Here is a 25701-nt window from a genome sequence, read left to right on the forward strand (position 1 = left end):
TTACCCCAGCGCGCGTGAGATCTGGTCGATCTGCGCGGTGGCCAGACGGCCCCCATAGGCCGATTGCAGGGTTTCGGCGGTAAAGGCCTCGGCCACTGTTCCCTCGGCCACCTTACGGGTGTTGATCAGGAAGACGTGGTCGAAATAATCGGTAACGGTGGCCAGATCGTGATGCACGACAACGACGGTCTTGCCCGCCTCTTTCAGCGATTTCAAAACCGCGATGATGGCCTTTTCTGTGGCCGCATCGACCCCGGCAAAAGGTTCGTCCAACAGGTAAAGATCAGCCTCTTGCGCCAATGCGCGGGCTAGAAAAACCCGTTGCTGCTGACCGCCGGAAAGCTGGCCAATCTGACGATCCGCGAAGTCGCGCATGCCAACCCGGTTCAGGCAATCCATGGCCTGCGACATATGTCGGGCTCGAATGCGGCCCAACAGGCCCAACTGCCGCGACAGGCCCATCAGAACCACGTCGATCACGCGAGTCGGGAAATCCCAGTCCACACTGGCGCGCTGCGGGACATAGGCGATGCGGGCACGCTGCTGCTCCAGCGGTTTGCCAAAGACAGTGACCTGCCCGGAGAGCGGCGATACGATCCCCAATGCGGCTTTGAGAAGGGTCGATTTCCCCGCGCCATTAGGTCCGATGATCGCCGTCATCGCACCGGTCTGCACGGTCATATCCACCGAGAACACCGCAGGTTTCTGGCCATAGGAAACGGTCAATCCGCGAATGGCCAGAGGGCTCTCGTCCAAACTGTGCCCGGTAATTGAAACACCCTGATCAGCGGCCAGTTCCAGCATCATTCAAAACCCCGCCGATAGTTTGCCGTTCATACCCCGATCAGGCACATCCGCGCCCAGCGCCCCGGCGATGACAGTGATGTTGTGATCCAACATGCCAACATAAGTGCCTTCATACGTGCCAGGCTCTCCCATGGCGTCGGAATACAGCTCGCCGCCCACACCCACGTCGTGACCTTTGGCAGCAGCTCCTTCGATCAGCGCCCGCATCGACCGGTCAGAGACCGAGCTTTCAACGAACACCGCTGTCAGCTGCTGATCGACCAACGTATCCACCAGCTCTCCGATCCGGTTCAGCCCGGCCTCAGATTGGGTCGAGATGCCCTGAATGCCCATCACCTCATAGCCGTAAGCCGCGCCGAAATAGCCAAAGGCGTCATGCGCGGTGACCAGCACGCGGTTGTTTTCGGGAACAGCTGCAAGCGCCTGATTGGCATAGGTGGTCAGCGTATCAAGCTCGGCCAAATGCGCTTCCGCATTAGCGGCAAAAATATCCGCCGCTTCGGGGCGCGCTGCGGTCAGGGCCTCTTGCACCTCAATCACCACATCACGCCACAGGGTCGGGCTCATCCACACATGCGGGTCGTATTTGTCGGCATAATCGTCATGCCCACGCAGTTTGGACTTGTCGATCCCTTCAGCCACGGCCACCACAGTGCGTTTGCGGCCGAGGTCATGGAAGAAATCTTCCATCTGCGCTTCCAGATACAGACCGTGCCACAGGATCAGGTCCGCACGGGTCATCGCAACGATATCGCTGCGGGTCTGGCGATAGGCATGCGGATCGACTCCTGGACCCATCAGGCCCTTCACCTCGACCTGGTCCCCGCCCACCTGACGCGCGGCGTCAGCAATCATACCGGTGGTTGCGACCACTTTCAGTGGTGTCTCGGCCCAAGCCGTCAGAGGCAAAGCAGCCGCAAATGCCAGCGCTGCAAGAAAGCTGCGACGAATCATAGTCAGATCCCGATTTGGTGTCCTGTTGAGAATGAATATGCGAACCATTCGCAACTAAGTCAACGCTATTGCGAATTATTCGCAAAAAAATACCTATTTTTGTCCATTTGGTCAAAAAATTTGCAGATCGAACCTTGCTGCACCTTCCCTTTACGTGCGGCTCGTGCGATTTTGGCGCAAACCTCCCAAAGGACGTGACTATGGATACGCAGAGCTCAGAAAGCCCCGTGCGCACCGCGCATCTGCCGCAAGTGACCGAACCCAGAAACCCCGGCATGGATCTTGATCTGGATTGGGTACGCGCCGTGCAGGCCAATACCTCGGCCATCGAACGCCGGGCCGCGACGCTGCCCGGTCGCCGCTCGGTTAAAAAAGAGTATCAGGCCGCGTGGCTGTTGAAGGCGATCACCATGATCGACCTGACCACCTTGTCCGGCGATGACACCGTGGGCCGGGTGCGGCGCCTGTGCGCCAAGGCGCGTCAACCGGTAGCACCTTCGGTATTGCAGGCGCTGGACATGCCGCCGATCACCACCGGGGCTGTCTGCGTCTACCACGACATGATCGGCACGGCGGTTGAGGCGCTGAAAGGCACCGGCATTCCTGTTGCGGCTGTGTCAACCGGTTTCCCGGCGGGCCTTTCGCCGTTCCACTTGCGTGTAGCCGAAATCGAAGAAAGCGTAAAAGCTGGCGCCGAAGAGATCGACATCGTCATCTCGCGCCGCCACGTGTTGTCCGGAGATTGGCAGGCGCTGTATGATGAGATGAAAGCCTTTCGCGTGGCTTGCGGTGATGCGCATGTAAAGGCCATCCTTGCCACCGGAGAGCTGGGCAGCCTGCGCAACGTCGCGCGCGCCTCGCTGGTCTGCATGATGGCCGGGGCGGACTTCATCAAGACCTCGACCGGCAAGGAAAGCGTCAACGCCACCCTGCCCGTGACGCTGGTGATGATCCGCGCGATCCGCGACTATTATGACCGCACCGGGTATCGCGTTGGCTATAAGCCTGCGGGTGGCATCTCGAAAGCAAAGGACGCGCTGGTTTACCTGTCGCTGATCAAGGATGAGCTGGGCGACCGCTGGTTGCAACCGGACCTGTACCGCTTTGGCGCGTCGTCCTTGTTGGGCGATATCGAACGGCAATTGGAACACTATGTGACCGGAGCCTATTCGGCCGGTTACCGTCACTCGATGGGCTGAGGACAGAACAATGACAGTCAAAGAGATTTTCGAGACGATGGATTACGGCCTTGCCCCCGAAAGCGCCGCCGAGGCACTGGCCTGGCTGGTCGATCAGGGTGATAAGTTCGGTCACTATATCGACGGCGCCTTCACCAAGCCCGGCAAAGGGTTCGAAAGCCGCAACCCCGCGACCGGAGAGGTGCTGGCCAAGCTGACCCAAGCCAAACAGGCCGATGTGGACGCAGCCGTTGCCGCCGCCCGTAAGGCGCAACCGAAATGGGAAAAGCTGGGCGGTGCGGGCCGTGCGCGATACCTCTATGCCATTGCGCGGCTGTTGCAGAAACACGCGCGCCTGTTTGCCGTGCTGGAAAGCCTCGACAACGGCAAGCCGATCCGGGAATCGCGCGACATCGACATCCCGTTGGCGCAGCGGCATTTCTACTACCACGCGGGCATGGCGCAGCTGATGGAAAGCGAGCTGCCCGATGCGCAGGCGTTGGGTGTGTGCGGGCAGATCATTCCGTGGAACTTCCCGCTACTGATGTTGGCATGGAAAATCGCCCCTGCGATCGCGATGGGCAACACCGTGGTTCTGAAACCGGCTGAATACACCTCGCTGACCGCGCTGCTGTTCGCTGATATCTGCTCCCAGGCCGGTTTGCCGAAAGGCGTGGTCAACATCGTCACCGGCGACGGTGCCGTGGGCGAAATGATCGTTTCCACAGACGTGGACAAGATCGCCTTTACCGGCTCGACCGTTGTGGGCCGTCGCATCCGCGAAGCCACTGCGGGCTCAGGCAAAGAACTGACTCTGGAGCTGGGTGGCAAGTCCGCTTACGTCGTCTTTGACGACGCCGATATCGATTCAGCCATTGAAGGTCTAGTCGACGCGATCTGGTTCAACCAAGGCCAAGTCTGCTGCGCAGGCTCGCGCCTGTTGGTGCAGGAAGGCATCGCCGACCGCTTCCACGAGAAACTGCGCGCGCGGATGGACAAGCTGCGCATTGGCGACCCGCTAGACAAATGTATCGACGTGGGCGCGGTGGTGGACCCGGTTCAGTTGCAGACCATCAAGAGCATGGTCGAAAGCAACACCGCCGGTCACGTTCATCAGGCGGCCTGCGACCTGCCCGCCAATGGGTGCTATTACCCACCGACGCTGATCTCGGGGCTCGAAACCTCGGACCCGCTGATGCAGGAAGAAATCTTTGGCCCGGTACTGGTATCGTCCACCTTCCGCACTCCGGAAGAGGCGGTCGAGCTGGCCAACAACACCCGCTACGGGCTGGCCGCGACGGTCTGGACCGAGAATGTGAACCTTGCACTGGACATTGCGCCCAAACTGGTCGCGGGCGTGGTCTGGGTCAATGCCACCAACCTGTTCGATGCTGCCGCCGGATTCGGCGGTGTGCGCGAAAGCGGCTTTGGCCGTGAAGGCGGTTGGGAAGGTCTGGCGGCCTATACCAAGCCCAAGGGCAAGGTCAAACCGCTGGCCAAGGTTGAGGCGACCCTGGGCGAAGGTGCTCCGGTTGATCCCATCGACCGCACCGCCAAGATGTATGTCGGCGGCAAGCAGGCAAGACCCGATAGTGGCTATTCCAAACCTGTCTGGGGTAAATCCGGCCTTTTGGGCCATGTGGGCCTAGCCAACCGCAAGGACGTCCGCAACGCGGTTGAAGCTGCGGCGGGCGCCAAGGGCTGGTCTAAAACCACTGGCCATCTGCGGGCGCAGATCTTGTATTATATTGGTGAAAACCTGTCGGCCCGTGCTGATGAATTCGCGGCTCGTCTCGATGCCATGACCGGTAAGAAGGATGGTGCGAAAGAGGTCGAGGCCTCGATCCAGCGCCTGTTCACCGCTGCCGCCTGGGCGGACAAATATGACGGTCAAGTGCATGGCGTTCCGATCCGGGGCGTTGCCATTGCCATGAAAGAGTCCGTTGGTGTCATCGGCGCGCTGTGCGCGGATGAGGCACCTTTGCTGGGTCTGGTCTCGGCCATGGCCCCGGCGATCGCTATGGGTAACCGGACAGTTCTGGTTGCGTCCGAGCCCTATCCGCTGGCAGCAACCGACTTCTACCAGATTCTTGAGACGTCCGACGTGCCCGCAGGTGTGGTCAACATCCTGACCGGCAGCCACGTGGAACTGGCGAAACCGCTGGCCTCACACCTGAACGTCGATGCGGTCTGGTCGTTCTCGTCCACTGATCTTTCACAAGAGATCGAGGTCGTTTCGGCCGGAAATTTGAAACGGACCTGGGTCAATAACGCGACGGCATTTGATTGGGGCGTGGACCATTCGCGCCGCTTCCTGCAGGCTGCAACCGAAGTGAAAAACATCTGGGTGCCCTACGGCGAGTAGGGCTCCCGTTTTAGGGAGGCCTACATGGATTTTTCAGGACAGACCGTCATTGTCATTGGCGGCACCAGCGGCATCAACCGCGGCATTGCCGAGGCGTTTGCGGCCTCGGGGGCCAAACTGGCCGTTGCCAGCCGGTCGCAGGACAAGGTCGATGACACGCTTGCCGCGCTAAAAGAGGCCGGCGCAGCCAAAGTAGTTGGCGCAGCCTTTGATGTGCGCGATGCGCAGGCAGTGGCGGACGGGCTAAAACAATTCCATGACGCTTTGGGTGATTTCGACGTTCTGGTCTCTGGCGCGGCGGGGAATTTCCCGGCGCTGACCTCCGAAATGTCGGTCAATGCGTTCAAGACCGTGGTGGATATCGACCTGATGGGCACCGTTCATGTGATGAAGGGGGCCTATCCTTACCTCAAACGCCCCGGCGCCAGCATAATCAATATCTCGGCCCCACAGGCGTTTCTGCCCTACGAAGGGCAAGCCCATGTTTGCGCGGCCAAAGCCGGGGTCGATCAGATCACTCGCACCCTGTCGATGGAATGGGGGGTCGAAGGCATCCGCGTGAACTCGGTAGTGCCAGGATTTATTGAAGGAACTGAAGGCGCACGGCGTCTGGCACCAACGGAAAACGCCCACGAGGAACTGCGCCGCGATGTGCCGCTGGGGCGTTGGGGAAATACACAGGACGTAGCCAATGCCTGCCTGTTCCTCAGCTCGTACATGGCCAGCTATATCAGTGGCACAGTTCTGTCCGTTGATGGCGCGCTGTATCAGCGCGGGTCCGGCAAGTTCGGGCAGATGATGGGGCAGATGCTGCGCAGCGCAGCGGGGAAAAAGGGCTGAGCGTTGCTCAGCCCCCTTTGATCAGTTTGTGGTTTCCAAACCTTCGGGTTTGCCGACAACAGTGAAATGCAGCCCCTGGGGGTCCAGCAATTCACTGGCCACGCGGTTCACCTCGTCCAACGTCACCGCGTTCACCTTGTCGTTGCGGGTGGCGATATAGTCGATGGGCAGGTTTTCCATCTGCATACCGACCATGATCCCCGCGATCGGGCCATTGCCATCAAACCGTAACGGATAGGCTCCGGTCAAATAGGTCTTGGCGTCGTCCAGCTCTTTTTGAGTCACACCTTCGGTCGCGGCACGCGCCCACTGGTCGCGGATCACCTCGACCGCTTCGGCGATGCGGTCATTGGCCGAGGACACCGAGCCCAGATAGACCGAAGCCAGATCCTTGGGTACCAGATAGGTCGCGACGCCATAGGTCAGGCCACGCTTTTCGCGCACTTCCTGCATCAGGCGGCTCTCAAAACCACCGCCACCCAAAATGTGGTTCAGAACAAAAGCGGCAAAGAAATCCGGGTCGTCCCGGTCGATCCCCGCGTGGCCAAACAGGGCCACGGATTGCGGCGTATCGAACTCGACCACGCTGACGCCACCGGGGATGTCCACGTCAGCACGGCCCGGAATGGGTTTTCCGGCCTCAGGCAGGTCGGCCAGCAACGTGTCCAGTAGCGCACCCAGCTCATCGGGGGTGATATCGCCCACCGCACCGACATAGAGGCGGTCCTTGGCGAACACATTGTCATAGGCGGTGACCACATCATCACGGCTCAATGCGCTGACGCTTTCGATCGTGCCTTTGCCCTCGGACCCATAGGGGTGATCGCCATATGCCATCTGTGCAAAATTGCGCCCGGCAATGTCATTGGGGTCAGTCTGGTCCGAGCGCAGCCCGGACAGAATCTGCGCCTTCACCCGCTCAACCGCGTCTTCATCGAACCGAGGCTCGTGGATCGTGGTGCGTAACAGGTCGATGACTTCGCCCCGGTTCTCAGTCAGAAATTGCGCCGAAATCGAAACGGAATCATCCGACGCATTGTACCGGAACGAGGCCGCTAGTGATTCCAACTCGCGCGCATAGGTGCGGGCGTCCATGTCACCTGCGCCTTCCTCGATCAGACCGCTCATCAGATAGATGGCGCCGCGTTTGCCGGGCTCATCCAGCGAGGTACCACCGCGAAAACGTAGTTCCAGCGCGGTGAAGGGGATCGAGTGATCCTCGACTAGCCATGCGGTGATTCCGCCGGGTGAGGTGACCTCTTCGATCTCGATCTCGGCCCATGCGGGCAGCGCGATGACAACGGCGATCAGGGTTGCAAAAATCCGTTTCATTGCGTCACCTCATCGTCGCGCATCAGCCATCCGGTGACCGACGCCTCGGGCTGTAGAACCTCACGGGCGGCGGCGATGATTTCTTCCCCGGTCACGGCCTGCAGGATATCGGGCCACGCCTGTACATCCTCGACCGTCAAGCCGCTGGTCAGGGCGCGGCCATAGCGGTTGCCGATCCCGTCCACATTATCGCGCGCATAAGTCTGGGCGGCGCGCAACTGCATCTTGATCCGGTCAAGGTCTTCTTCGTTCACACCTTCAGCGATGAAGTCGGCGACGGCTTGATCCATGGCTTCTTCGGCTTCTTGCAGCGACACGCCCTGGGCCGGGACGACCAGCAGATCAAAGGTCGTGTCGTCCAGCGAGACGCCGCGATAGAAGGCACCCGTATAAACGACCTTTTGCTGTTCGAATTGCAGTTTTTCGTTCAGGTAGGACGTGGTGCTGCCCCCCAGCAGTTCGGCCAGCAGGAACAGCGCGGCGGCTTTTTCCTGCGCACCGGCATCCCGTTCGGGCGCGAGATAGCTGCGCTGGACATAAGGCTGCGAAACACGCGCGTCCTTGAAGGTCAGGCGACGTTCGGCCGATTGTGGCGGTTCCTGCGAACGTACGCGTTCAGGCAAGTCCGGGTTGGCGGGGATAACGCCATAATACTGTTCGGCCAGAGTTTTGACCTCATCCGGCTCCACATCGCCGGTCACCACCAGAATGGCGTTATTGGGCGCGTAATGGGTCTGATAGAAGGACAGCGCATCCTCCATGTCCAGCGTCTCCATCTCGTGCTTCCAGCCGATGATCGGCACGCCGTAACGATGGTTAAGGTACTGAGACGCGCTCATCTGCTCGCCAAAAAGCGCCCGCGGGCTGTTTTCGGTACGCTGGTTGCGTTCTTCAAGGATCACGTCACGCTCGGTTGCGATATCCTCTTCGCTCAGGCGGATATTGCGCATTCGGTCCGCTTCCATCCGCATCATCAACTCCAACCGGTCGGCAGCTACGCGCTGAAAATAGGCAGTGTAGTCATAGGAGGTGAAAGCATTGTCATTGCCACCATTGGCGGCGACGGTAGCGGAGAACTCGCCCGGCGCCAGCGTATCGGTGCCCTTGAACAGCAGATGCTCCAGGAAATGCGCCACGCCGGACGAACCAACAGGCTCATCCGCAGATCCGGCGCGATACCAGACCATGTGCTGCACGACCGGGGCGCGGTGATCTTCGATCACAACGACATCCATGCCGTTATCCAGCGTGAAAGTGGTAACCGCCTCGTGCCCTTCCTTGGCAAGCAAAGGGGTGGCGGCGAACAGGGCGGCAGATAATGCCAGGGCCCGAACCATGGGGCGTCCTCCGTTTCGTTTGATGGTGTTCAAACTACGGTTGTGGTGCGCAGGTTCAAGGGTGATGACGGAAAGTTAAGATTTATTCATCAGCCGGTGGGGCCGAAGGCGTCTCAATCCCGGCCTGACGCGCTGCTTCGTTCTGCCGATTGGCATCAAGTGCTTCGCGACTGTAAACCTGCGAATAGCGGTCTATCTTGAACAGGCGCAGACGGGTCAAGCGGCCCTGCTTTCTGCGAAACTCGGCGTCTTCGGTGTCGACGACCTGACGCGTGTTGGATGGCACGCCATAGCGGCTTGAGGCCGTCACCAGCGCGCCATCAGATGCAGGAATTGCTGCATTCGGGTTCAACGCCGCTTCGCTACCGCCCAGCGCCACCACGGCATCCGCCTTGGGGTTTGGGTCGGTCAGGTTGGAACCGCCCGGTGTGGGCGCAGGCAGGAACTTATAGTCCTTGGGCTGGGTCAGCGGTTTGACCGGCATGACCGAAAACTCATCCGGTCCGTCCCCCGGTGCCTCAAGATGGCGCAAACCGATATCCGAGCACCCGGCAACCGCAAAGGCCAATGTCACAGCAAAAATGGAACGCGGCAACCGCATCAGAGTCTCCAGACAGTTTCAGGCGCTTTTATCGCATATCACCCGGCGCGTCACGAGGGCTTTTTGCCATCGAACAACACAAGTCCGAAAGCACCCGCAAAGATGAACACATCGGCCAGATTGAAAACAAACGGATTGTTGAGGCCGCAACAGGACATGTTCAGGAAATCCAGAACATAGCCGTACAGCACCCGATCCACCACATTCCCAAGCGCGCCACCAATCAGCAACCCGCCGCAAAACAACATCAGCTTGGACGGGGTTGTCCGCATCAGCCAGATCAGCACGCCAATCGCAACAGCCAGCGAGATGCCGATCAGCACCCAACGGGCGGTGTCGCTGTCGCCTTGGAACAGGCCGAAATTGATGCCCCGATTCTCACCGTATTTGAACACCAAGAGCGGCGGCAGCACGTCGATATTGCCCTCGGCCACACGCATCACGTGAACGACCAGATACTTACTGATCTGGTCGATCGCAAACGCGGCCAGCGCGGCCCAGAGCAGAATACGAGAACGCATCAGTGGCGGAAGTGGCGCATGCCGGTGAAGACCATGGCCAATCCGGCCTCATCCGCGGCCGCGATCACCTCGTCATCACGCATTGAACCGCCCGGCTGGATGACACAGGTCGCACCAGCCTCAGCGGCTTCCATCAGCCCGTCAGGGAAGGGGAAGAATGCATCAGACGCAACGGCCGAGCCGATGGTGAGCGGCTGCGGCAAGCCGAGCGCGTCGGCCATGCGTTCGGCCTTCTTGGCGGCAATCATGGCAGAGTCCAAGCGGCTCATCTGGCCTGCACCAACGCCAACAGTCGCACCGTCCTTCACGTAAACGATTGCGTTGGATTTAACGTGTTTCGCCACTTTCCAGGCAAACAGCAGGTCGCGCATCTGCTCTTCGGTCGGCGCCTTTTTGGTGACGACCTTCAGATCGTCCATGCCGACAAAACCATTGTCCTTGTCCTGCACCAACAGGCCACCCGCTACCTGACGCACGGTCTTGCCGCCTGCGGTCACGTCCGGCAGGGCTTCGGTGGTTAGAAGGCGCAGGTTCTTCTTGGCCGCGAAGATTGCTTTGGCCTCATCCGATGCACCGGGGGCAATCACGACTTCGGTGAAAATCCCGGTGATTTCCTGTGCGGTTTCCGCGTCGAGCGGTTGGTTCAGTGCCACGATCCCACCAAAGGCCGAAGTACGATCGCAATCGAACGCCGACTTATACGCGTCCAGCAAGGTCGCGCCTGTGGCAACACCGCAAGGGTTGGCGTGTTTGATGATCGCACATGCCGCACCTTTTGTAGGATCGAACTCAGCCACCAGTTCAAACGCTGCGTCGGTGTCGTTGATGTTGTTATAGCTCAGCTCCTTGCCCTGGTGCTGAACGGCGGTCGCCACACCCGGACGGTTGGTTCCATCAGTGTAGAAAGCCGCCTGTTGATGACTGTTCTCACCATAGCGCAGGGTCTGTTTCAGTTCACCGGCAAAGGCGCGGCGCTTGGGCGCATCAAGCTGCAGTGCGTCGGCCATCCAATTCGAAACCGCGGTGTCGTACGCTGCGGTCCGGGCGTAAGCCTTTTGCGCCAGCCACTGGCGGAAACCGTAGGATGTCTTGCCGTAATTCTCTTCCAACTGATCCAGGAGCGAAGAGTAATCCTCGACATCCACAACTACGTTCACAAAGGCATGGTTCTTGGAGGCCGCACGGATCATCGCAGGGCCGCCAATATCGATGTTCTCGATGCACTCGTCATAACCTGCGCCTTTGGCCACCGTCGCCTCGAACGGATAGAGGTTCACAACCAGCAAGTCGATCGCGCCAATACCATGTTCATTCATCGCAGCCACGTGGCCGTCGTTGTCGCGCAGCGCCAGCAGGCCGCCATGCACCATCGGGTGCAGAGTCTTGACCCGACCATCCATCATTTCGGGGAAACCGGTGATCTCGCTGACATCCTTCACCTCAAGCCCTGCATCACGCAGCGCCTTGGCTGTACCGCCGGTCGACAGGAGCTCGACCCCGCGCTCGGCCAGCGCCTTACCCAGCTCGATCAGCCCGGTCTTGTCGGAAACGGAAAGCAACGCGCGGCGCACGGGGTGAAGATCGGTCATGGGTCCAAAGGTCCTTTTGGCGTCAGTCAAACTCGGGCTCGTCCCGGTGCAGATCGCGCACGGCATAGGCTGTATCCTGTGCCTTGCTCAGCGTCCACCGGGTGCGGGTCGCATACTCCATTGCGCGCCCGGATAGAACGATCTGTTTTGTCGCGCGTGGCTTTAAACGGCCTTTTTCAAGGTAAACGCTTGGTTCAACGGATAATTTTCCCACGCCATCATGGCGGAAAATCCAAATTTCGCCACTTTTGAGCGCCATCGACACCGCCGCGCCGCCCAAATCAATGGCCGCATCCACGTCTGGATGCAGGTGAAACCGGATATCAAACCCGATCCCGTTCAGGCCCGAAGCGTCCAGCGCCCGGTCAAACTGCCGCTTGGCCTTGTCGGTAGCTGTCAGCAGAATATCCTCGCCCGTCAGTTCTCGCCCATCAAATCGCAGCTCGAACGTACGCGCATGGGTCAGACCGAACACTTTGGTATAGCCGTCATGCCCGACCATAAAGCGGGTGCCTTCGAATGCCTCTTCGAAATCAATCGGCACGTCTTGCGGTGCATCGACCAAAGCCTCTCGTTCACCTCCATTCCCCGCTGGTGCCAAACGCGCGCTAGAATAGCCATCCAGGCACAGGGTCGAATGCGAAGGTGTTGCGCGCCCGGCTCGCCGCCATTCCGTTCCGAAACTTTCGCCTGATCCGCAGTTCACAATCAGTGGCCGCCGCCCCGAAGTTAGCTCAAACGCCAGTGTCGAGGCATGGGCATTATAAGATGCAGCCCCCTTGGGCGGCACGTTAGCATCGACGATCACGCTGGTCCGGGCCGCGTAAAGCCGTGCAAACCCCATCGCCAACCCAGTTGCGTGTTGCGGGCGAACCCCGCTTTGAGCCAACGCCTGATCCAGCCGCCCTTCGATCCCGCGCCCGCCGCCATGAAAGCGGGCCAATGCGCCGTCTGAATGGCGCAGGCTGCGCAGCGTCGGCGCCATGCGTTTGATCGCATCGGCCTGCGCGCCGGGGGTGCCCCGCCCCTGATCGCTCAGCGCGGCCGAGGTCCAGGACAGCAGGGTAAACACCTCAAGCAACTCTTCAGGGTTGCGGGTGGAAATACCGCCCTGCGCGTCGATCTGCCGTTCGCATTCCTTTGCCAGGGCGCGCAGGGCCGGGTCAGCCATCTGCTCCAACCCTTTCAGCGCCAGTCCGGCCTGAACCAGACCGGCCAGAGCCTCGAACCGGGGCAGGCCTGGCGTGGCCGCTTTCCAGCGTTTGGACAGGAACCAGGTTTGCTGCGCCAGCGCGCGAAAGAACACAGCGCTCTGCTTGTCATCCATTCCGCGCAGAAGGAAGACGGCGTGGTTGATCCAGCGCATCACCCGCCGCCCGGTCAGTTCGGGTGCCCAACCCGGCCCTTGCCCGCGGCCATGCGCGTCGATCCAACCCCACACCCAACGCTGCGCCTTTTCCCGCGCCCGCATATCGCCGACGGCGGCCAGATCATCCAGCCAGGCAAAACCGTGGCGCTCATTGTCAAAGCCGGTGCTGGGCGCGGTCACGTCCCACAAGCCGGTATCCTGTGCCTCGACCAGAAACCCGGCAAACAGCAGATTTCCGGCGACCAGCTGCCGCCCCCGGGCAAATGAACCTACGGTGCGCGGTTCAGGCTCGGTGACGAAGCCGGCAGCGGCCTTGCGCCGCTGACTGAGCCGCGCATACAGACGGTTCTGAAACCGCGTCCACCGATTTGTCATGGTATCTGAGTTTGACATGACGCTCGTTACTCTGCCTCTCACGCTCTGCTGGCGCCTGAGACCCAACGATAGACCGGTGTGATCGTCAAGTCATCGAAAAGCGTGCCATCAGGCGGATTTGTTCAGGCAGGCGATATAGAACCCGTCCATGCCACCGCGATCCGCCCAATAATCGGGCCGCAGACGCAGGCCACCTTCTTCGGTGATCCAGCTTTGATCCACCCCGGTCACGTCCAGCGCGGTGCGGTCGATGCTCATGTCAGGATATTGTTCCAGCGCCTCTTCGATCTGCACCTCGCCTTCGTCAGGCAACAGGGAGCAGGTGCAATAGACCAACCGTCCGCCGGGTTTCAGCAGGGTCCAGGCATGGGCCAGCATCTGCGCCTGCAATTCAATCAACCCGCCGAAGTCCGAGCCGTCCTTGGCAAAGGGCAGGTCCGGGTGGCGCCGAATGGTTCCGGTGGCCGAACAGGGTGCGTCCAACAGGATCGCGTCATACTGGCCCTGATGCTCCAACGCGTCACCAGCGATGACTTGCGCTTGTAAGCCAGTGCGTTTGAGGTTCTCGCGTACTCGCTCCAGTCGGGGCTCCGAAATATCCAGAGCCGTCACCTTGGCCCCGGCTGCCGCCATTTGCAGCGTCTTGCCGCCGGGTGCAGCACACAGATCCAGCACGGATTCCCCGGGCTTTGGTGCCAATACACACACCGGCAAAGCCGCCGCCGCGTCCTGCACCCACCAGTCGCCCCGATCAAACCCCGGCAGGTTTGAGACCTGCCCCGCATCCTGCATACGCATCGACCCGGTCGGTAGTGCCTCACCCGGTCCCGTGGCCCCCGGTTTCAGTGAGAGGTCCAGCGGTGCGCCAGTGAAATGCGCCTGCTCCATGCCTGCAACGGCATCAGTGCCCCAGGCCATGATCAGCGGCTCGCGCAGCCAGTCCGGCAGGCGCGGCACCCGCATCTTGGGCCAGGCTTCCGGCCCTTCGGCGGCAACCTTGCGCAGCACAGCGTTGACCAACCCCTTGAGCCGGCCATGTTTGCGCGACCGCCCCACAATTTCGACCATCGAGTTCACGACACCATGCGCGGCCTCACCCTGGCACAGCTCAACCGCGCCCAGGCGCAGCGCGTTATTGACGGTCAGAGCAGGCGTCCTGTTAAGGTGATTGTCCAGAAGACGGTCAGCTCGTTCCAAACCGCGCAGGGTTTGCAAGGTCAAACGCTGCGCCCGCGCGCGATCCTCGGGGGCCAGTCGATCCAACGCGCCTGCGGCCAGGCATTCGGACAACAGCCGCCCCTCACCCAATATCTGATCCAACAGATAGATCGCGCTGCGTCGCGCCGCTGTTGCGTTGTCGGACATGAAACCGCCTTTGATGTGACTCTCGTCCGCATTGCCAAAGGCGGACGGGGGCGTATATCAAGCCCGTGCCCGGAAAGGAACCCGATGTCATGCCCGACACCACGAATGACGACCACAAAGACCTGCCCCCAGCCGCCCAGCGCGCCCTGGCCGAGGCGGAAGAACGCCGCAGCAAGGCCGAGGCAGAAGCAAAAGAGATGCCCAAGGAACTGGGCGGGCGCGACGGCCCTGATCCGGCCCGCTATGGCGATTGGGAAAAAAAGGGCATCGCCGTCGATTTCTGATTGATCAGCCCTGAAGTGCCTGCAGAAAATCGGCAATCAGGGCACGCTGCTTTTTCGATTTGACCCGCTCTTCGGGCCAAGTCAGCCAATAGCCGTCTTTGGTCTGCAAATCGGGCAGATCCAGCCGACACAGCCGACCGGCCTGCAAATCCGCGCTGGCCAGAGGCACCGAGCCCAGCACCACCCCAATCCCCTGCCGGGCCGCCGAAATGGCATGTTCCATCGAATCGAAACTGATCTGTGACGGCGGCATCTCGCCATGCCCCGTCTTACGCGCCCAGTCCCGCCACGCCGGGCGCTCGCCACGCAGCTCAATCAGCGGCACCCCCCATTTTACACCGGGCGCGGCCATCGGCACCAGAACCTCGCGGGCGATCAGGGCCGCATCCCGACCGGGCCAGGCCCCACGCCCATAGCGGATTTGCAACCAGGTCCGCTCCTCATCCAAGGACGACCGGCGCGCCACCGAGTCGGTCATCACCCGCACATTGGGTCGCGTTTCCTGAAACCGAGCAAGCCCAGGCAGAACCAGAGCGTGGATGTTCGAAGACAGGCCCGCGACGCGCAGCTCTTGCGGGGATTTGCCGAACAAATCTTCGGTGTTGCGCTCCAACGCCTGCAAACTCTCTTGCACCAGCGGCAGATAGCTTTCGCCTTCAACCGTCAGTGACACGCCTCGTGCCTCGCGCACGAACAGGGACCGGCCCAGCCAAGCCTCCAGGTTACCGATCCGCTGACTGACGGCTGCCTGTGTCAGCCCAAACTCTCGGGCGGCGGTGGAAAAACCACCCAACCGACCGGCGGCCTCGAACACGCGCAGCCAATCCAGCGGCGGCAATCCGATTTTTTTCTTTGCCATAAGATTTTCCAAGCCTCAGCCGAAAGAAGGATTAATTGTGTTAATGCCACAAGAGGCGTATCTGCTCAATCAAAGCCCGCGCTGAACAGGAGACCCCCATGCTGCGCACTGCCAATCACGATACTTCGGTTGTGACTGTTGAATTTGACACCGGAACTCAGGCCCGTTTCCATGCGATCTGGCTGCGCGATAATGCGCTGGATCCGGAGACACGCGCGCCCGGAAACGGTCAGCGTCTGATCACCATCAGCGACATTCCCGTCGATATTTCAGTCAGCTCCGCCGAGATCAGCAATGGCGATCTAACGGTCACTTTCCAGCCCGAAGACAAGACCGTGACCTTCCCCGCCGATTGGCTGGCCGATCACGTCTATGATTGCGCCCGGTCCTTAGAAACAGGCCGTGTCGCACATGGCATCACCACGTGGGAACGCGGCATCGAAGCGCCAAGTGCTGATTGGGGTGAAGTCCACGCCAATCCCGCCGCCAAGCGCGGCTGGCTGGCTGCAGTGGCTAAGTTCGGTTTTGCCAAGCTGACCGGCGGCCCGACTGAGCCGGAATCACTGCTGAAGGTGGCCGATCTTTTCGGCTACGTCCGCGAAACCAACTATGGCCCCTATTTTGAGGTTCGGACCGAGGTAAACCCGACCAACCTAGCCTATACTGGCCTTGGTCTTCAGGCGCATACCGACAACCCCTATCGTGACCCGGTGCCGACGCTGCAAATCCTCTATTGTCTGGAAAACAGCGCCGAAGGTGGCGATTCCATTGTAGTCGATGGTTTCCGTGCCGCCGAAAAACTGCGCGATCAGAACCCCGAAGGCTTCGCCCTGCTGGCAGGCTATCCCGCGCGATTTGAATACAAAGGTTCGGACGGCATCTGCCTGCGGTCTCGCCGCCCAATGATCGAGTTGTCGCCGGACGGTGAGCTAGTCGGCATCCGCTTCAACAATCGGTCTTCCGCCCCGTTTGTTGACGTGCCATTCGATCAGATGGAAGCCTACTATGCTGCCTATCGCCAACTTGGCGAGATCATCGACGATCCGGCCATGGGCGTGTCGTTCAAGCTGGAACCGGGTGAAAGTTTCATCGTCGACAACACCCGCGTCCTACACGCGCGGCTGGGCTATTCCGGCGCAGGATCGCGTTGGCTACAAGGCTGCTATGCCGACAAGGATGGATTGCTGTCGACGCTCGCAGCGATGGACATGGCGCAACCGGAGGCAGCGGAATGAAACCCGATTTCTCAACCCTCAACCGCGACAACATCGTGGCCTTTATCGGGGATATCTTCGACCGTCGTGGTGGCGAGGAATATCTGGGTGAACCGGTCACGATGGCAGAACACATGCTGCAAGGTGCCACAATTGCCGAACAGAACGGCCAGTCCGAGGAAATCATCGTTGGCGCGCTGCTGCACGATATCGGCCATTTCACATCCGAGTTCGGCACCTATCACCCCGACGATACCGAGGATCGCCACCACGAGGATGCGGGGGCCGAAGTTCTGGAACAGTTCTTCCCGTCAGTCATCACCGATTGCTGCCGCTATCATGTGGCGGCCAAACGGTATCTCTGTGCCACCAAGCCTGAATATTTCAACCGCCTATCCACAGCTTCGGTTCACACTTTGGAGCTGCAGGGTGGTCCGATGAGCGCCGAGGAAGTCGCGGAATTCGAGGCCAACCCGAACCTGAAAGAAATCATTCAGGTCCGCTATCTGGACGAGGCAGGCAAGCGTGCGGATATGAAGACGCCGGATTTCACCCATTTCGCGCCGATGGTGCAACGCATGGTCGACAAACATCTGGGGGCGGCATGAACGCCCCCGAATATATCTTTGAGGCCAGTTCAAAGCCGTCCCTGCCCTGGCATGAGGTGCCCCTGATCCGGGCCACAGACGCGTCGGTCAAGGGCTATGGCTGTCTGGTCGATGACCCGGACGGCTTCGAGATCGAAATCTCTCGCTGGCCCCAACAGGGCTGGCGCCCCATCGACGAAGGCACCGGCGATGAAGGTGGCTGGGTTGAGGGCACGTTCAAATGCGACTGGCAGGGCGACGTGCTGTATGGTGAGAACGAGGCGGTTAAAGGCCACTATGTTCTGGGCTGGTCCGCCGACCCGCAACAGGCACAGACCGACCAGCAAACCGCGCCGCGTGATCAGGTGCTGCTGTGGCATATGAACTATCACCCAGACGGCGGACAGATGTTCTGGCCGTTGGACAACAAGCCCTTCATCGTTCCCGCTGCGCTGCCCGGGGACAATTTGACCCCCGAAAAGGTGGTCGCTTTCTGGTGTGACGGCTCGCGAGGCCTCTATATCCACCCCGGTATCTGGCACGAGGGGATTTTCCCCGTCGAAGACAATCAACGGTTCCTCGACCGCCAGGGCCGGGTCCACGCTCGTGTCAGCGCCGATATCGGCAAAGAATTCGGCGTTTATCTGGCCTGCCCGCTGCGTGAAGATAAGGTGAAGGATCTGTAATTGCACCTCAGGAAGCCCGTCTTCAGAAACCCTTAACCCTTAGCCGAAACATCTGTGATACTCTGATGCCACGTCCAACAGGCACGGGAGGTATCCGATGGGATGGAACAGGCGCAAAGTTGTCCAGCTGGGAACCGCAGCAACGGTCGGAACCTTTTTGCCGCGCGTGGCAACAGCAGCGGAAGACCAAAATGCGGCGTTCGAACAGGAATTCAGCACGACGCTCGATCATCTGAGAAAAACATTCTCGGGGCTTGGGTTCAACGAAGCAGCACCACTGTCCATTGCTTCCGGGCGCGATGACTATAACGAGGGGCTGCGGCACGATTTTGACCAATCCGCGCTGCCCTCGAACGCTTTTGTCATTCAACCGTTGGCTCGGGTTGCCGATGTCAGTGAGAAATCTCGTGCGGACGTGTTGCCACTATTTCATGAGGTTGGCTGCCATCCCGCAGACACAGACGGTCAAGCCACGACGCGTCTGATGATGCGCATTTTGACCGAAGCCTTCGATCTTGACCCCACCCGCATTGCCTTTGTCAGCGTGCCGCAGTCCGAGGATATGCGCACGGTGCTGGACGAGATGGCCCTACCCTTTACCGAAAAAGTGCTGCTGCGCGATGAGGTTGAGGCCCTGGCCGCCCGCGATGCCTCGGGCTTTTTCTTTCCTGATCCGTTTGGCGATGCCTATATCGTGACGATGGGCGTCTATTACCGCGTCGGTGATACGGATGAACTCGCCCCCACGGCCTATCCTCCGTCCGCCAACTGGACCGAGATCGGCGAGATCGTGATCGGAGGTGAGGCCGCGCCCCTTGGCATTTCCATCGGGGCCGAGCGCCTGACCTATGCCCGGACCGGCCAGTACCCGACATGGGATCAACGATTGGGGCTGCTCTTTGCAACGGCAGAACAGGATGGTGCAGAACCGCCCGGTCTGGCCGCATTCCGCTAATCGGGGTTACAGCCCCAGCACATCCACCATGTCATACTGGCCGGGGGCCTTGCCCTGCCCCCATAGCGCTGCCTTTAGGGCACCGCGAGCAAAGATGGCGCGGTCGGTGGCCAGATGGCGCAGAACGATGCGTTCTCCGGGGGCGGCGAACAGCACGTCATGCTCGCCGACGATGTCGCCACCGCGAATGGCGTGGAATCCGATGTCTCCGCGTTTACGGGCCCCAGTGATCCCGTCGCGGCCCCGGTCGGACACGTCGGCCAGATTGACACCGCGCCCTTCGGAGGCGGCCTCACCCAGCATCAGCGCAGTGCCCGAGGGCGCATCGACCTTGTGGTGATGGTGCCCTTCAATCACTTCGATGTCGAAATCCTCATCCAGCGCGGCGGCAACTTTCTTGGTCAGTTGCACCAGCAAATTGACCCCAAGGCTCATGTTCCCAGCCCGCACGATAACGGCATGGCGCGAAGCTGGCTCCAGCGCTGCGATCTGCTCATCCGACATGCCGGTGGTGCCAATCACGTGCACGCAGCGCGCCTGCGCGGCCAGCGCGGCAAATTCCAGCGTCGCTTCGGGTGCTGTGAAATCGATCACCGCCTGCGCCTGCGCAAATGCCTCAAGCGGGTCATCGGTCACGGTGACGCCCAGCGCTTGACCGCCCATGGCCGTGCCCACGTCCTGACCGATCCAATCATGGCCTGTACGCTCGACCACACCGACCAAACGCGCCTGATCGCTGTCGGTGACGGTCTTGATCAGCATCTGCCCCATACGGCCCGAAGCCCCTGTGATTACGATCCCCGGAATATGGGTCATTGCGCTGGTCCTTTCTAAAGTCGGCTCAAAGCCTCCTACCCGGTTCGCGCCCGCTTGGCAAAGCCCAGCTTTGCGCTTAGATCGGGGATATGGCAAAGAACAAATTCCACGATGGCCCCGGCCCCTCCCAACGACAGCTGCGCGTCGGCGAACTGATCCGACGCACCCTGTCCGAGGTTCTGGCGCGCGGAGATGTCCACGACCCCGACCTGAACCGCATGTCGATCACTGTAGGTGAGGTGCGCACCTCGCCCGATCTGAAGATCGCCACCGCCTATGTGCTGCCCCTTGGAGGCAAAGGGCAGGAAGATGTGATCGAACTGCTCGCTCGCAACAAGGGCGAGTTGCGGCGCGTGATCGGCAAAAAGCTCAACCTTAAGTTTTCGCCCGATCTGCGGTTCCGTCTGGATGATACTTTCGATCGTCTGGACGACACCCGCCGCATGTTCAATCAGGACGCGGTGCGCCGCGATCTGGACGAGTGATCCGCACACTGGTCACGTTGGGCGCGGTTTTCTGGGCCGCGCAGGCCGGCGCGGTCACCTGCGAAAAGCTGACCCACGAGAATAAGCGGTACACCGTTTGCGAGGTGGACGCCGCCAATGAAGACCTGCGCCTGTTTCTGAACGACGAAAATGACGACCTGCTGGGGCATTTCTCATCGGTGAACGAGGCGCTTGAACCCAGTGGAAAGCGTCTGGCCTTTGGGATGAACGCCGGTATGTATCACGACGACCGCTCGCCCGTCGGCCACTATGTCGAAGAGGGCGAAGAGGTCATGCGCGTGATCCCGAATCCCGGCCCCGGCAATTTCGGCCTGCTGCCCAACGGCGTGTTCTGCATCCGCGACGGTCGCGCCGATGTGTTCGAGACGCTGGATTTCGTCGAACAGGCCCCCGACTGCCGGTTTGCCACCCAATCCGGCCCGATGCTGGTGATCGACGGAGAGCTGCATCCGCGCTTTCTGCCTGACTCGACCTCGCTCTATGTGCGCAACGGGGTGGGCACCAGCGCCGATGGCACGCGGGCGGTGTTCGCAATCTCGGATGACTACGTCACTTTTCATGAATTCGGCAGCCTTTTCCGCAACGTGCTGGAAACGCCGAATGCGCTGTTCTTCGATGGCAATATCTCACGCATGTACGACCGGGCCAGCAACCGCTCGGATGTTGGCTTTTCGCTGGGGCCAATCGTGGGTGTGGTCGAAGACACACCGGGAAATTGACAGGACCCGGGTGATCCGTTAGGTCGCGCGCCTCAGCAAAGGGCAAGGTGCAAGATGGGACGTAAACGCAAGGGTCGAGACATTTCCGGCTGGCTGGTGGTGGACAAACCCGCGGGCATGACCTCGACCGCGGTGGTCAACAAGGTACGCTGGGCGATGGACGCAAAAAAAGCGGGCCATGCAGGCACGCTGGACCCCGAAGCGACCGGTGTTCTGGCCGTGGCATTGGGGGAGGCGACCAAGACCGTTCCCTACATCACCGACGCGCTAAAAGCCTACACATTCACCGTGCGTCTGGGTCAGGCCACCAATACCGACGATGCCGAGGGCGAAGTGATTGCACAAAGCGATGCGCGCCCCTCGGATGAGGATATCAAACAGGCATTGGCCCCTTTTTTGGGTGAGATCATGCAGGTTCCGCCCAAGTTCTCGGCGGTGAAAATTGACGGCCAGCGCGCTTACAAGCTGGCCCGCGATGGCGAGGACGTGGAACTGACCGCTCGCCCCCTATGGGTTGAGGAACTGATCCTCGTCGACCGCCCCGATGAAGATCACGTCGTACTGGAAATGACCTGTGGCAAAGGCGGTTATGTCCGCTCGATCGCCCGCGATCTGGGGGCGGCACTGGGATGCCACGGTCACGTCAAGGTCCTCCGCCGCATCTGGTCCGGCCCGTTTGAGGCCGAGGACGGTTTGAGCATCGAACAGATCGACGAAATGGCCAAGACAACCGCGTTGGACGAGTATCTGCATCCGCTGGAAACCGGTCTGTCGGATCTGCCCGAACTGAAATGTACCCCTGAAGGGGCCACTCGCCTGCGCAACGGCAACCCGGGCATGGTGCTGGCCTCGGACGTGGAATACGGCGACGAGGCCTGGGCCTCGCTGGACGGCAAGGCCGTTGCTGTAGGTATCTACAAATCCGGCGAATTGCATCCCAACCGGGTGTTCGTCGATTAAACGGCGTGTTAGGCGAATGGCATGATCACCCGAACGCATACCAAGGGCGATGCGCCCTCGACCGCCATTTATTCCGATTGCGAGAAGTATCGCTATAGCCTGACCCGCATCTGGGACCCGGAGGGATGCAAGGCGCTGTTCGTGATGCTGAACCCCTCAACCGCGACCGAGGTGCAGAACGACCCCACCGTCGAACGCTGTGAACGGCGGGCGCGGGCGTTGGGGTTCGGGGCGTTTCAGGTCACCAACATCTTTGCGTGGCGCGACACAGATCCGCGCAAGATGCGCGCCGCCACCGATCCAGTGGGGCCTGCGAATAACGCGGCGATTCTGGACGGCGTCGAATGGGCCGATCAGGTCATTGCCGCCTGGGGCACCCATGGTGCGCATCTGGATCGCGGCCCGGCGGTGGAAACCTTGCTGCGCGGCACCGGCCAACCACTGTTTCACCTGGGGCTGACCAAGGGCGGACACCCGAAACACCCGCTCTATATCGCCTATACTCAACAACCCGAACCGTGGTGACAAAAGGTTAACCACGAGATCAGCTTGGCTTTGACCAAGTGCTTGACCGCATGAGACATTTACCCTCGGGGCAGTACGTTCACGGAGGGTTCCCATGTTTCTGATCGGATTCCTAAGTCTGGCCGCTGTCGGTGGCGCAGCCTTTGCCATGAGCGACGCGTTTGTCCCCGAAGACACGCCCGAAGATGAAGACAGCATTGACGATCAGCCTGACGAGGTCTCTGACGGCAAGTACCTTGAGATCGACGAAACCGACGAAGACCCGACCACGTCCCAAGACACCGCGGAAGAACAGGAACCATCGACCGGAACCATCCTGTCCGAATTCGAAGGCGATCTGGTCATTGCCGGAACCGAAGAGGCGGATGTGCTGACCGGCCAGGACGGGGACGACCAAGTCAATGGATATAGTGGGGATGACACCATCGACGGCGGTGCAGGCAATGACGTGCTGTTCGCCGGTGAAGGGGCGGATTTCGTATCAGGTGGCGCGGGCGACGATATTCTGCATGGCGAGGATGGGGATGACCTGCTGACCGGGGGTGATGACGATGACATGCTTTATGGTCATTCCGGCGCAGATCAGCTGGAGGGGGGCGAGGGTGAAGATACGCTCTATGGCGGGCAGGACGATGACACGTTGGACGGTGGTGATGGCGATGACGCGCTGCACGGCGGGTACGGCGACGACATACTGGACGGCGGCACGGGTGAGGATGTTCTTTTTGGCGGCGACGGCGACGACATATTGAACGGCGAAGAAGAAGTAGACGCTGTCGATTTCCTGAACGGCGGCGATGGCGAGGATACGATTCTGGCCGATAGCGGCGACATCGTCACCGGCGGCGACGGTGCGGATGAGATTATCCTGACCCCCGAAGCCGAGGATGAAGCGGTGACCGTGATGGATTTCCAACCCGGCCAAGACAAGCTGTTTGTATCATGGGATGGTCAGGAAGACCCCGACATTCAGATCGAAACTGACGCTGAAAACGAGAATCTGACACATGTGCTGATCGACGGGCAGGATGTGGCGCAGCTGCTGGGGGCCGAAGGGTTGACGGCCGACGACATTCAGCTGATCTCTGAGATCGATCTGGCACAGCTGGTCGCATTGGGCTGAGCCCGAAGAATCCTTTTGCCATTCGCCAAAATTACGCTTATACGCGCGCATCCGCATCGGAATCGGTGCGGTCTTCTCCATGGGCCTGTGCTGGACGACATCCCGGCCTGTGCCATCAACTCTAACCTTTTAAAGGAGACCCCGATGTCGATTACTGCCGCTGAAAAAGCACGCGTTATGAAAGAATTCGCAACCAAGGACGGCGACACCGGTTCGCCAGAAGTCCAAGTTGCTATCCTGACCTCGCGCATCACCACCCTGACCGAGCACTTCAAGACCCACAAAAAAGACAACCACGGTCGTCGCGGTCTGCTGAAAATGGTCGCCCAGCGCCGTAAGCTGCTGGACTACCTGAAGGGCAAGGAAGAAGCACGCTATCAGGACCTGATCAAAAAGCTGGGCATCCGCCGTTAAGATCGGACTGTACAGCTGGTACAATTCAGACGCCCGCCTTTTTGGCGGGCGTTTTTTTGTTTTACTCTTGCCAGTGATGGTAAAGCGCATGAATCGCGAACGTGCTGAAACGGATACAGTTTTTCTTTACACTTCGCCAACTTTAGCGTCGGAACACACTTTCCCGATGCCGCGAAATGACCTCATTGCGGCCTTGATTGAACCCCCGCACATGGATTTTGTGTCCGCGTAAGATTTGGGACCGAAGAAATTAAATGACAGACTTCAGCATCAGTGGTGGTGGCTCCACCGACTTTACAGATACGTCCCCTGGTGGCGGATTCGTTATTGACTTCGATAGTCTGGACAACAGTTTCAGTCTTCAGATCAATGACGTCGATCTGTTTGTCGGCGGGCCTGCCGGAGCCCCAAATGAGCTTCAATTTCAGATACCTGGAACCGCGGGCCAAACGGTTCAGTTTGCTGACGGTGACAGGTATGAGATCGACACACCTGCCGTTTGGCAGCTGGGAAACACGAATGGGGAACCCGTCGTCCGGTTAGAGGTAAATCCGGACGGAACCATCGCGCTGTTTGGTGTGAAGGTGAACAACGGGCCGCTGGAACCGCTGGCGCTGTTCAATGGATTGACCGTAAACACCGATGCAATTGCTGCGGCTTGGAATGATAGCGGGCAAAACGAAATTGACATCAACCAGTCACAAACGGGCCCAACAAACGCAAGCGGCGAGTTTGTGGACGTGCTATGCTTTGCGTCCGGAACCCTTATTGAAACGCTTCAGGGTCCAAGGCGGGTCGAGGACCTGCAAGTGTCAGATCAGGTTCTGACCTATGATCATGGCCATAAACCTATCCGATGGATCGGGTCACGCTGTCTCAGCAACGCTGAACTGGAGGCCCAGCCGAGACTTAAACCGATTCTGATCCGCGCCGGTGCCTTGGGGGCAGGATACCCCAAGCAGGATCTTGTCGTCTCACCACAGCATCGTGTTCTTGTTTCCTCAACGGTCGCTCTGCGCATGTTTGATTGTAAGGATATCTTGATCCCGGCGAACAAGCTTCTTCCGCTTGACGGCGTTGAGACACTGGAAAACACATCAGACGGGGTGGTGTATTTCCATCTTCTGTTCGATACGCATGAAATCATCTGGTCCAACGGCACACCAACGGAAAGCCTTTTTACAGGGCCAGAAGCCATAAAATCAGTCTCGGAAGAGGCCCGGCAAGAGATAATGGATTTGTTTCCCGGATGCGGCGACCCGCAGGTTCAGGCGCTGTCGGCACGCTATATTCCCCAAAAGGGCAAACAAATGCGAAAGCTTGTCCAGCGGCATCAGAGCAATCAAAAACCTCTGTTCGGCGAATTCCCCGCTTAGAATTCTTCTATTTGATAGCAAAACAAAGCTTTCAGATTTTAGGC

General features: G+C 59.9%; 26 protein-coding genes. 15 read left to right on the plus strand and 11 right to left on the minus strand.

The window, feature by feature from the left end:
* Complete coding sequence (locus ACR0LY_RS09725; protein WP_170349852.1) at positions 1-804, minus strand: metal ABC transporter ATP-binding protein; 804 nt, start codon at positions 802-804, stop codon at positions 1-3.
* A 3-nt stretch (positions 805-807) separates the two neighbouring features.
* Positions 808-1761, minus strand: coding sequence for a metal ABC transporter solute-binding protein, Zn/Mn family (locus ACR0LY_RS09730; protein ID WP_170349823.1), 954 nt, complete (start codon positions 1759-1761; stop codon positions 808-810).
* Between the two features lie 200 nt (positions 1762-1961).
* Between ACR0LY_RS09730 and deoC the strand changes: the two genes are divergently transcribed.
* From deoC to ACR0LY_RS09745, 3 genes are read left to right on the plus strand one after another with little or no spacing between them, the layout of a single operon-like run.
* The gene (gene deoC / locus ACR0LY_RS09735; RefSeq protein WP_170349822.1) at positions 1962-2960 is read left to right on the plus strand and encodes a deoxyribose-phosphate aldolase; all 999 of its coding nucleotides are present in this window, start codon (positions 1962-1964) and stop codon (positions 2958-2960) included.
* A gap of 10 nt (positions 2961-2970) precedes the next feature.
* Entirely contained in the window at positions 2971-5304 is a 2334-nt protein-coding gene (locus ACR0LY_RS09740; RefSeq protein ID WP_170349821.1) for an aldehyde dehydrogenase family protein, read from the plus strand.
* A 24-nt stretch (positions 5305-5328) separates the two neighbouring features.
* Complete coding sequence (locus tag ACR0LY_RS09745; RefSeq protein WP_170349820.1) at positions 5329-6144, plus strand: SDR family oxidoreductase; 816 nt, start codon at positions 5329-5331, stop codon at positions 6142-6144.
* A 21-nt stretch (positions 6145-6165) separates the two neighbouring features.
* On the opposite strand, the gene ACR0LY_RS09750 is transcribed toward ACR0LY_RS09745, so the two are convergent.
* From ACR0LY_RS09750 to ACR0LY_RS09780, 7 genes are all read right to left on the minus strand, one after another.
* Positions 6166-7476: a M16 family metallopeptidase gene (locus ACR0LY_RS09750; RefSeq protein WP_170349819.1), complete on the minus strand. Its 1311-nt coding sequence runs from the start codon at positions 7474-7476 to the stop codon at positions 6166-6168.
* Positions 7473-8813 carry a M16 family metallopeptidase gene (locus ACR0LY_RS09755; protein WP_170349818.1) on the minus strand — a complete coding sequence of 447 codons (1341 nt, stop codon included), beginning with the start codon at positions 8811-8813 and terminating at the stop codon, positions 7473-7475. Before ACR0LY_RS09755 ends, ACR0LY_RS09750 begins: the two co-directional genes overlap by 4 nt.
* Before the next feature lie 82 nt (positions 8814-8895).
* Complete coding sequence (locus tag ACR0LY_RS09760) at positions 8896-9414, minus strand: DUF3035 domain-containing protein (protein ID WP_170349817.1); 519 nt, start codon at positions 9412-9414, stop codon at positions 8896-8898.
* Between the two features lie 50 nt (positions 9415-9464).
* Positions 9465-9935, minus strand: coding sequence for a signal peptidase II (gene lspA / locus ACR0LY_RS09765; RefSeq protein WP_170349816.1), 471 nt, complete (start codon positions 9933-9935; stop codon positions 9465-9467).
* Positions 9935-11524 (minus strand): bifunctional phosphoribosylaminoimidazolecarboxamide formyltransferase/IMP cyclohydrolase, encoded by a 1590-nt coding sequence (gene purH, locus ACR0LY_RS09770; RefSeq protein WP_170349815.1) that lies wholly within the window; start codon positions 11522-11524, stop codon positions 9935-9937. The genes lspA and purH overlap by 1 nt, the downstream gene beginning before the upstream one ends.
* 22 nt (positions 11525-11546) lie before the next feature.
* On the minus strand, positions 11547-13286 hold the full coding sequence (locus tag ACR0LY_RS09775) for a heparinase II/III family protein (RefSeq protein WP_170349814.1): 1740 nt from the start codon (positions 13284-13286) through the stop codon (positions 11547-11549).
* 90 nt (positions 13287-13376) lie between these two features.
* Positions 13377-14633, minus strand: coding sequence for an RsmB/NOP family class I SAM-dependent RNA methyltransferase (locus tag ACR0LY_RS09780; protein ID WP_170349813.1), 1257 nt, complete (start codon positions 14631-14633; stop codon positions 13377-13379).
* Between the two features lie 89 nt (positions 14634-14722).
* On the opposite strand from ACR0LY_RS09780, the gene ACR0LY_RS09785 reads away from it, so the two are divergent.
* Positions 14723-14917: a DUF1674 domain-containing protein gene (locus tag ACR0LY_RS09785; protein WP_170349812.1), complete on the plus strand. Its 195-nt coding sequence runs from the start codon at positions 14723-14725 to the stop codon at positions 14915-14917.
* A gap of 4 nt (positions 14918-14921) precedes the next feature.
* Here the strand turns inward: ACR0LY_RS09785 and ACR0LY_RS09790 are convergent, their stop codons facing one another.
* Positions 14922-15776, minus strand: coding sequence for a LysR family transcriptional regulator (locus ACR0LY_RS09790; protein ID WP_170349811.1), 855 nt, complete (start codon positions 15774-15776; stop codon positions 14922-14924).
* Between the two features lie 98 nt (positions 15777-15874).
* Here ACR0LY_RS09790 and tmpA point away from each other — a divergent pair, with 98 nt between their 5' ends.
* From tmpA to ACR0LY_RS09810, 4 genes are all read left to right on the plus strand, one after another.
* Positions 15875-17011: a 2-trimethylaminoethylphosphonate dioxygenase gene (tmpA, locus tag ACR0LY_RS09795; protein WP_170349810.1), complete on the plus strand. Its 1137-nt coding sequence runs from the start codon at positions 15875-15877 to the stop codon at positions 17009-17011.
* Complete coding sequence (gene tmpB / locus ACR0LY_RS09800) at positions 17008-17598, plus strand: (R)-1-hydroxy-2-trimethylaminoethylphosphonate oxygenase (protein WP_170349809.1); 591 nt, start codon at positions 17008-17010, stop codon at positions 17596-17598. Before tmpA ends, tmpB begins: the two co-directional genes overlap by 4 nt.
* Positions 17595-18263, plus strand: coding sequence for an ureidoglycolate lyase (locus tag ACR0LY_RS09805; protein WP_170349808.1), 669 nt, complete (start codon positions 17595-17597; stop codon positions 18261-18263). The genes tmpB and ACR0LY_RS09805 overlap by 4 nt, the downstream gene beginning before the upstream one ends.
* Before the next feature lie 97 nt (positions 18264-18360).
* Positions 18361-19218: a hypothetical protein gene (locus ACR0LY_RS09810; protein ID WP_170349807.1), complete on the plus strand. Its 858-nt coding sequence runs from the start codon at positions 18361-18363 to the stop codon at positions 19216-19218.
* Positions 19219-19224: 6 nt separating this feature from the next.
* On the opposite strand, the gene dapB is transcribed toward ACR0LY_RS09810, so the two are convergent.
* Positions 19225-20034: a 4-hydroxy-tetrahydrodipicolinate reductase gene (gene dapB, locus ACR0LY_RS09815; RefSeq protein ID WP_170349806.1), complete on the minus strand. Its 810-nt coding sequence runs from the start codon at positions 20032-20034 to the stop codon at positions 19225-19227.
* Positions 20035-20123: 89 nt separating this feature from the next.
* Between dapB and rbfA the strand changes: the two genes are divergently transcribed.
* The 7 genes from rbfA (at position 20124) to ACR0LY_RS09850 (ending at position 25657) form a co-directional block, all read left to right on the plus strand.
* Positions 20124-20519 carry a 30S ribosome-binding factor RbfA gene (gene rbfA / locus ACR0LY_RS09820; RefSeq protein ID WP_170349805.1) on the plus strand — a complete coding sequence of 132 codons (396 nt, stop codon included), beginning with the start codon at positions 20124-20126 and terminating at the stop codon, positions 20517-20519.
* Complete coding sequence (locus tag ACR0LY_RS09825; RefSeq protein WP_170349804.1) at positions 20516-21259, plus strand: phosphodiester glycosidase family protein; 744 nt, start codon at positions 20516-20518, stop codon at positions 21257-21259. Before rbfA ends, ACR0LY_RS09825 begins: the two co-directional genes overlap by 4 nt.
* A 54-nt stretch (positions 21260-21313) precedes the next feature.
* Positions 21314-22219: a tRNA pseudouridine(55) synthase TruB gene (truB, locus tag ACR0LY_RS09830; RefSeq protein ID WP_170349803.1), complete on the plus strand. Its 906-nt coding sequence runs from the start codon at positions 21314-21316 to the stop codon at positions 22217-22219.
* Between the two features lie 21 nt (positions 22220-22240).
* Positions 22241-22744 (plus strand): DUF1643 domain-containing protein, encoded by a 504-nt coding sequence (locus tag ACR0LY_RS09835; protein WP_170349802.1) that lies wholly within the window; start codon positions 22241-22243, stop codon positions 22742-22744.
* A gap of 94 nt (positions 22745-22838) precedes the next feature.
* Entirely contained in the window at positions 22839-23867 is a 1029-nt protein-coding gene (locus tag ACR0LY_RS09840; RefSeq protein ID WP_170349801.1) for a calcium-binding protein, read from the plus strand.
* A gap of 144 nt (positions 23868-24011) precedes the next feature.
* Positions 24012-24281 carry a 30S ribosomal protein S15 gene (gene rpsO, locus ACR0LY_RS09845; protein ID WP_008757925.1) on the plus strand — a complete coding sequence of 90 codons (270 nt, stop codon included), beginning with the start codon at positions 24012-24014 and terminating at the stop codon, positions 24279-24281.
* A 254-nt stretch (positions 24282-24535) separates the two neighbouring features.
* On the plus strand, positions 24536-25657 hold the full coding sequence (locus ACR0LY_RS09850; protein ID WP_170349800.1) for a Hint domain-containing protein: 1122 nt from the start codon (positions 24536-24538) through the stop codon (positions 25655-25657).
* Positions 25658-25701 lie beyond the last annotated feature (44 nt).

It is taken from the genome of Ruegeria sp. BC5 (assembly GCF_056539205.1).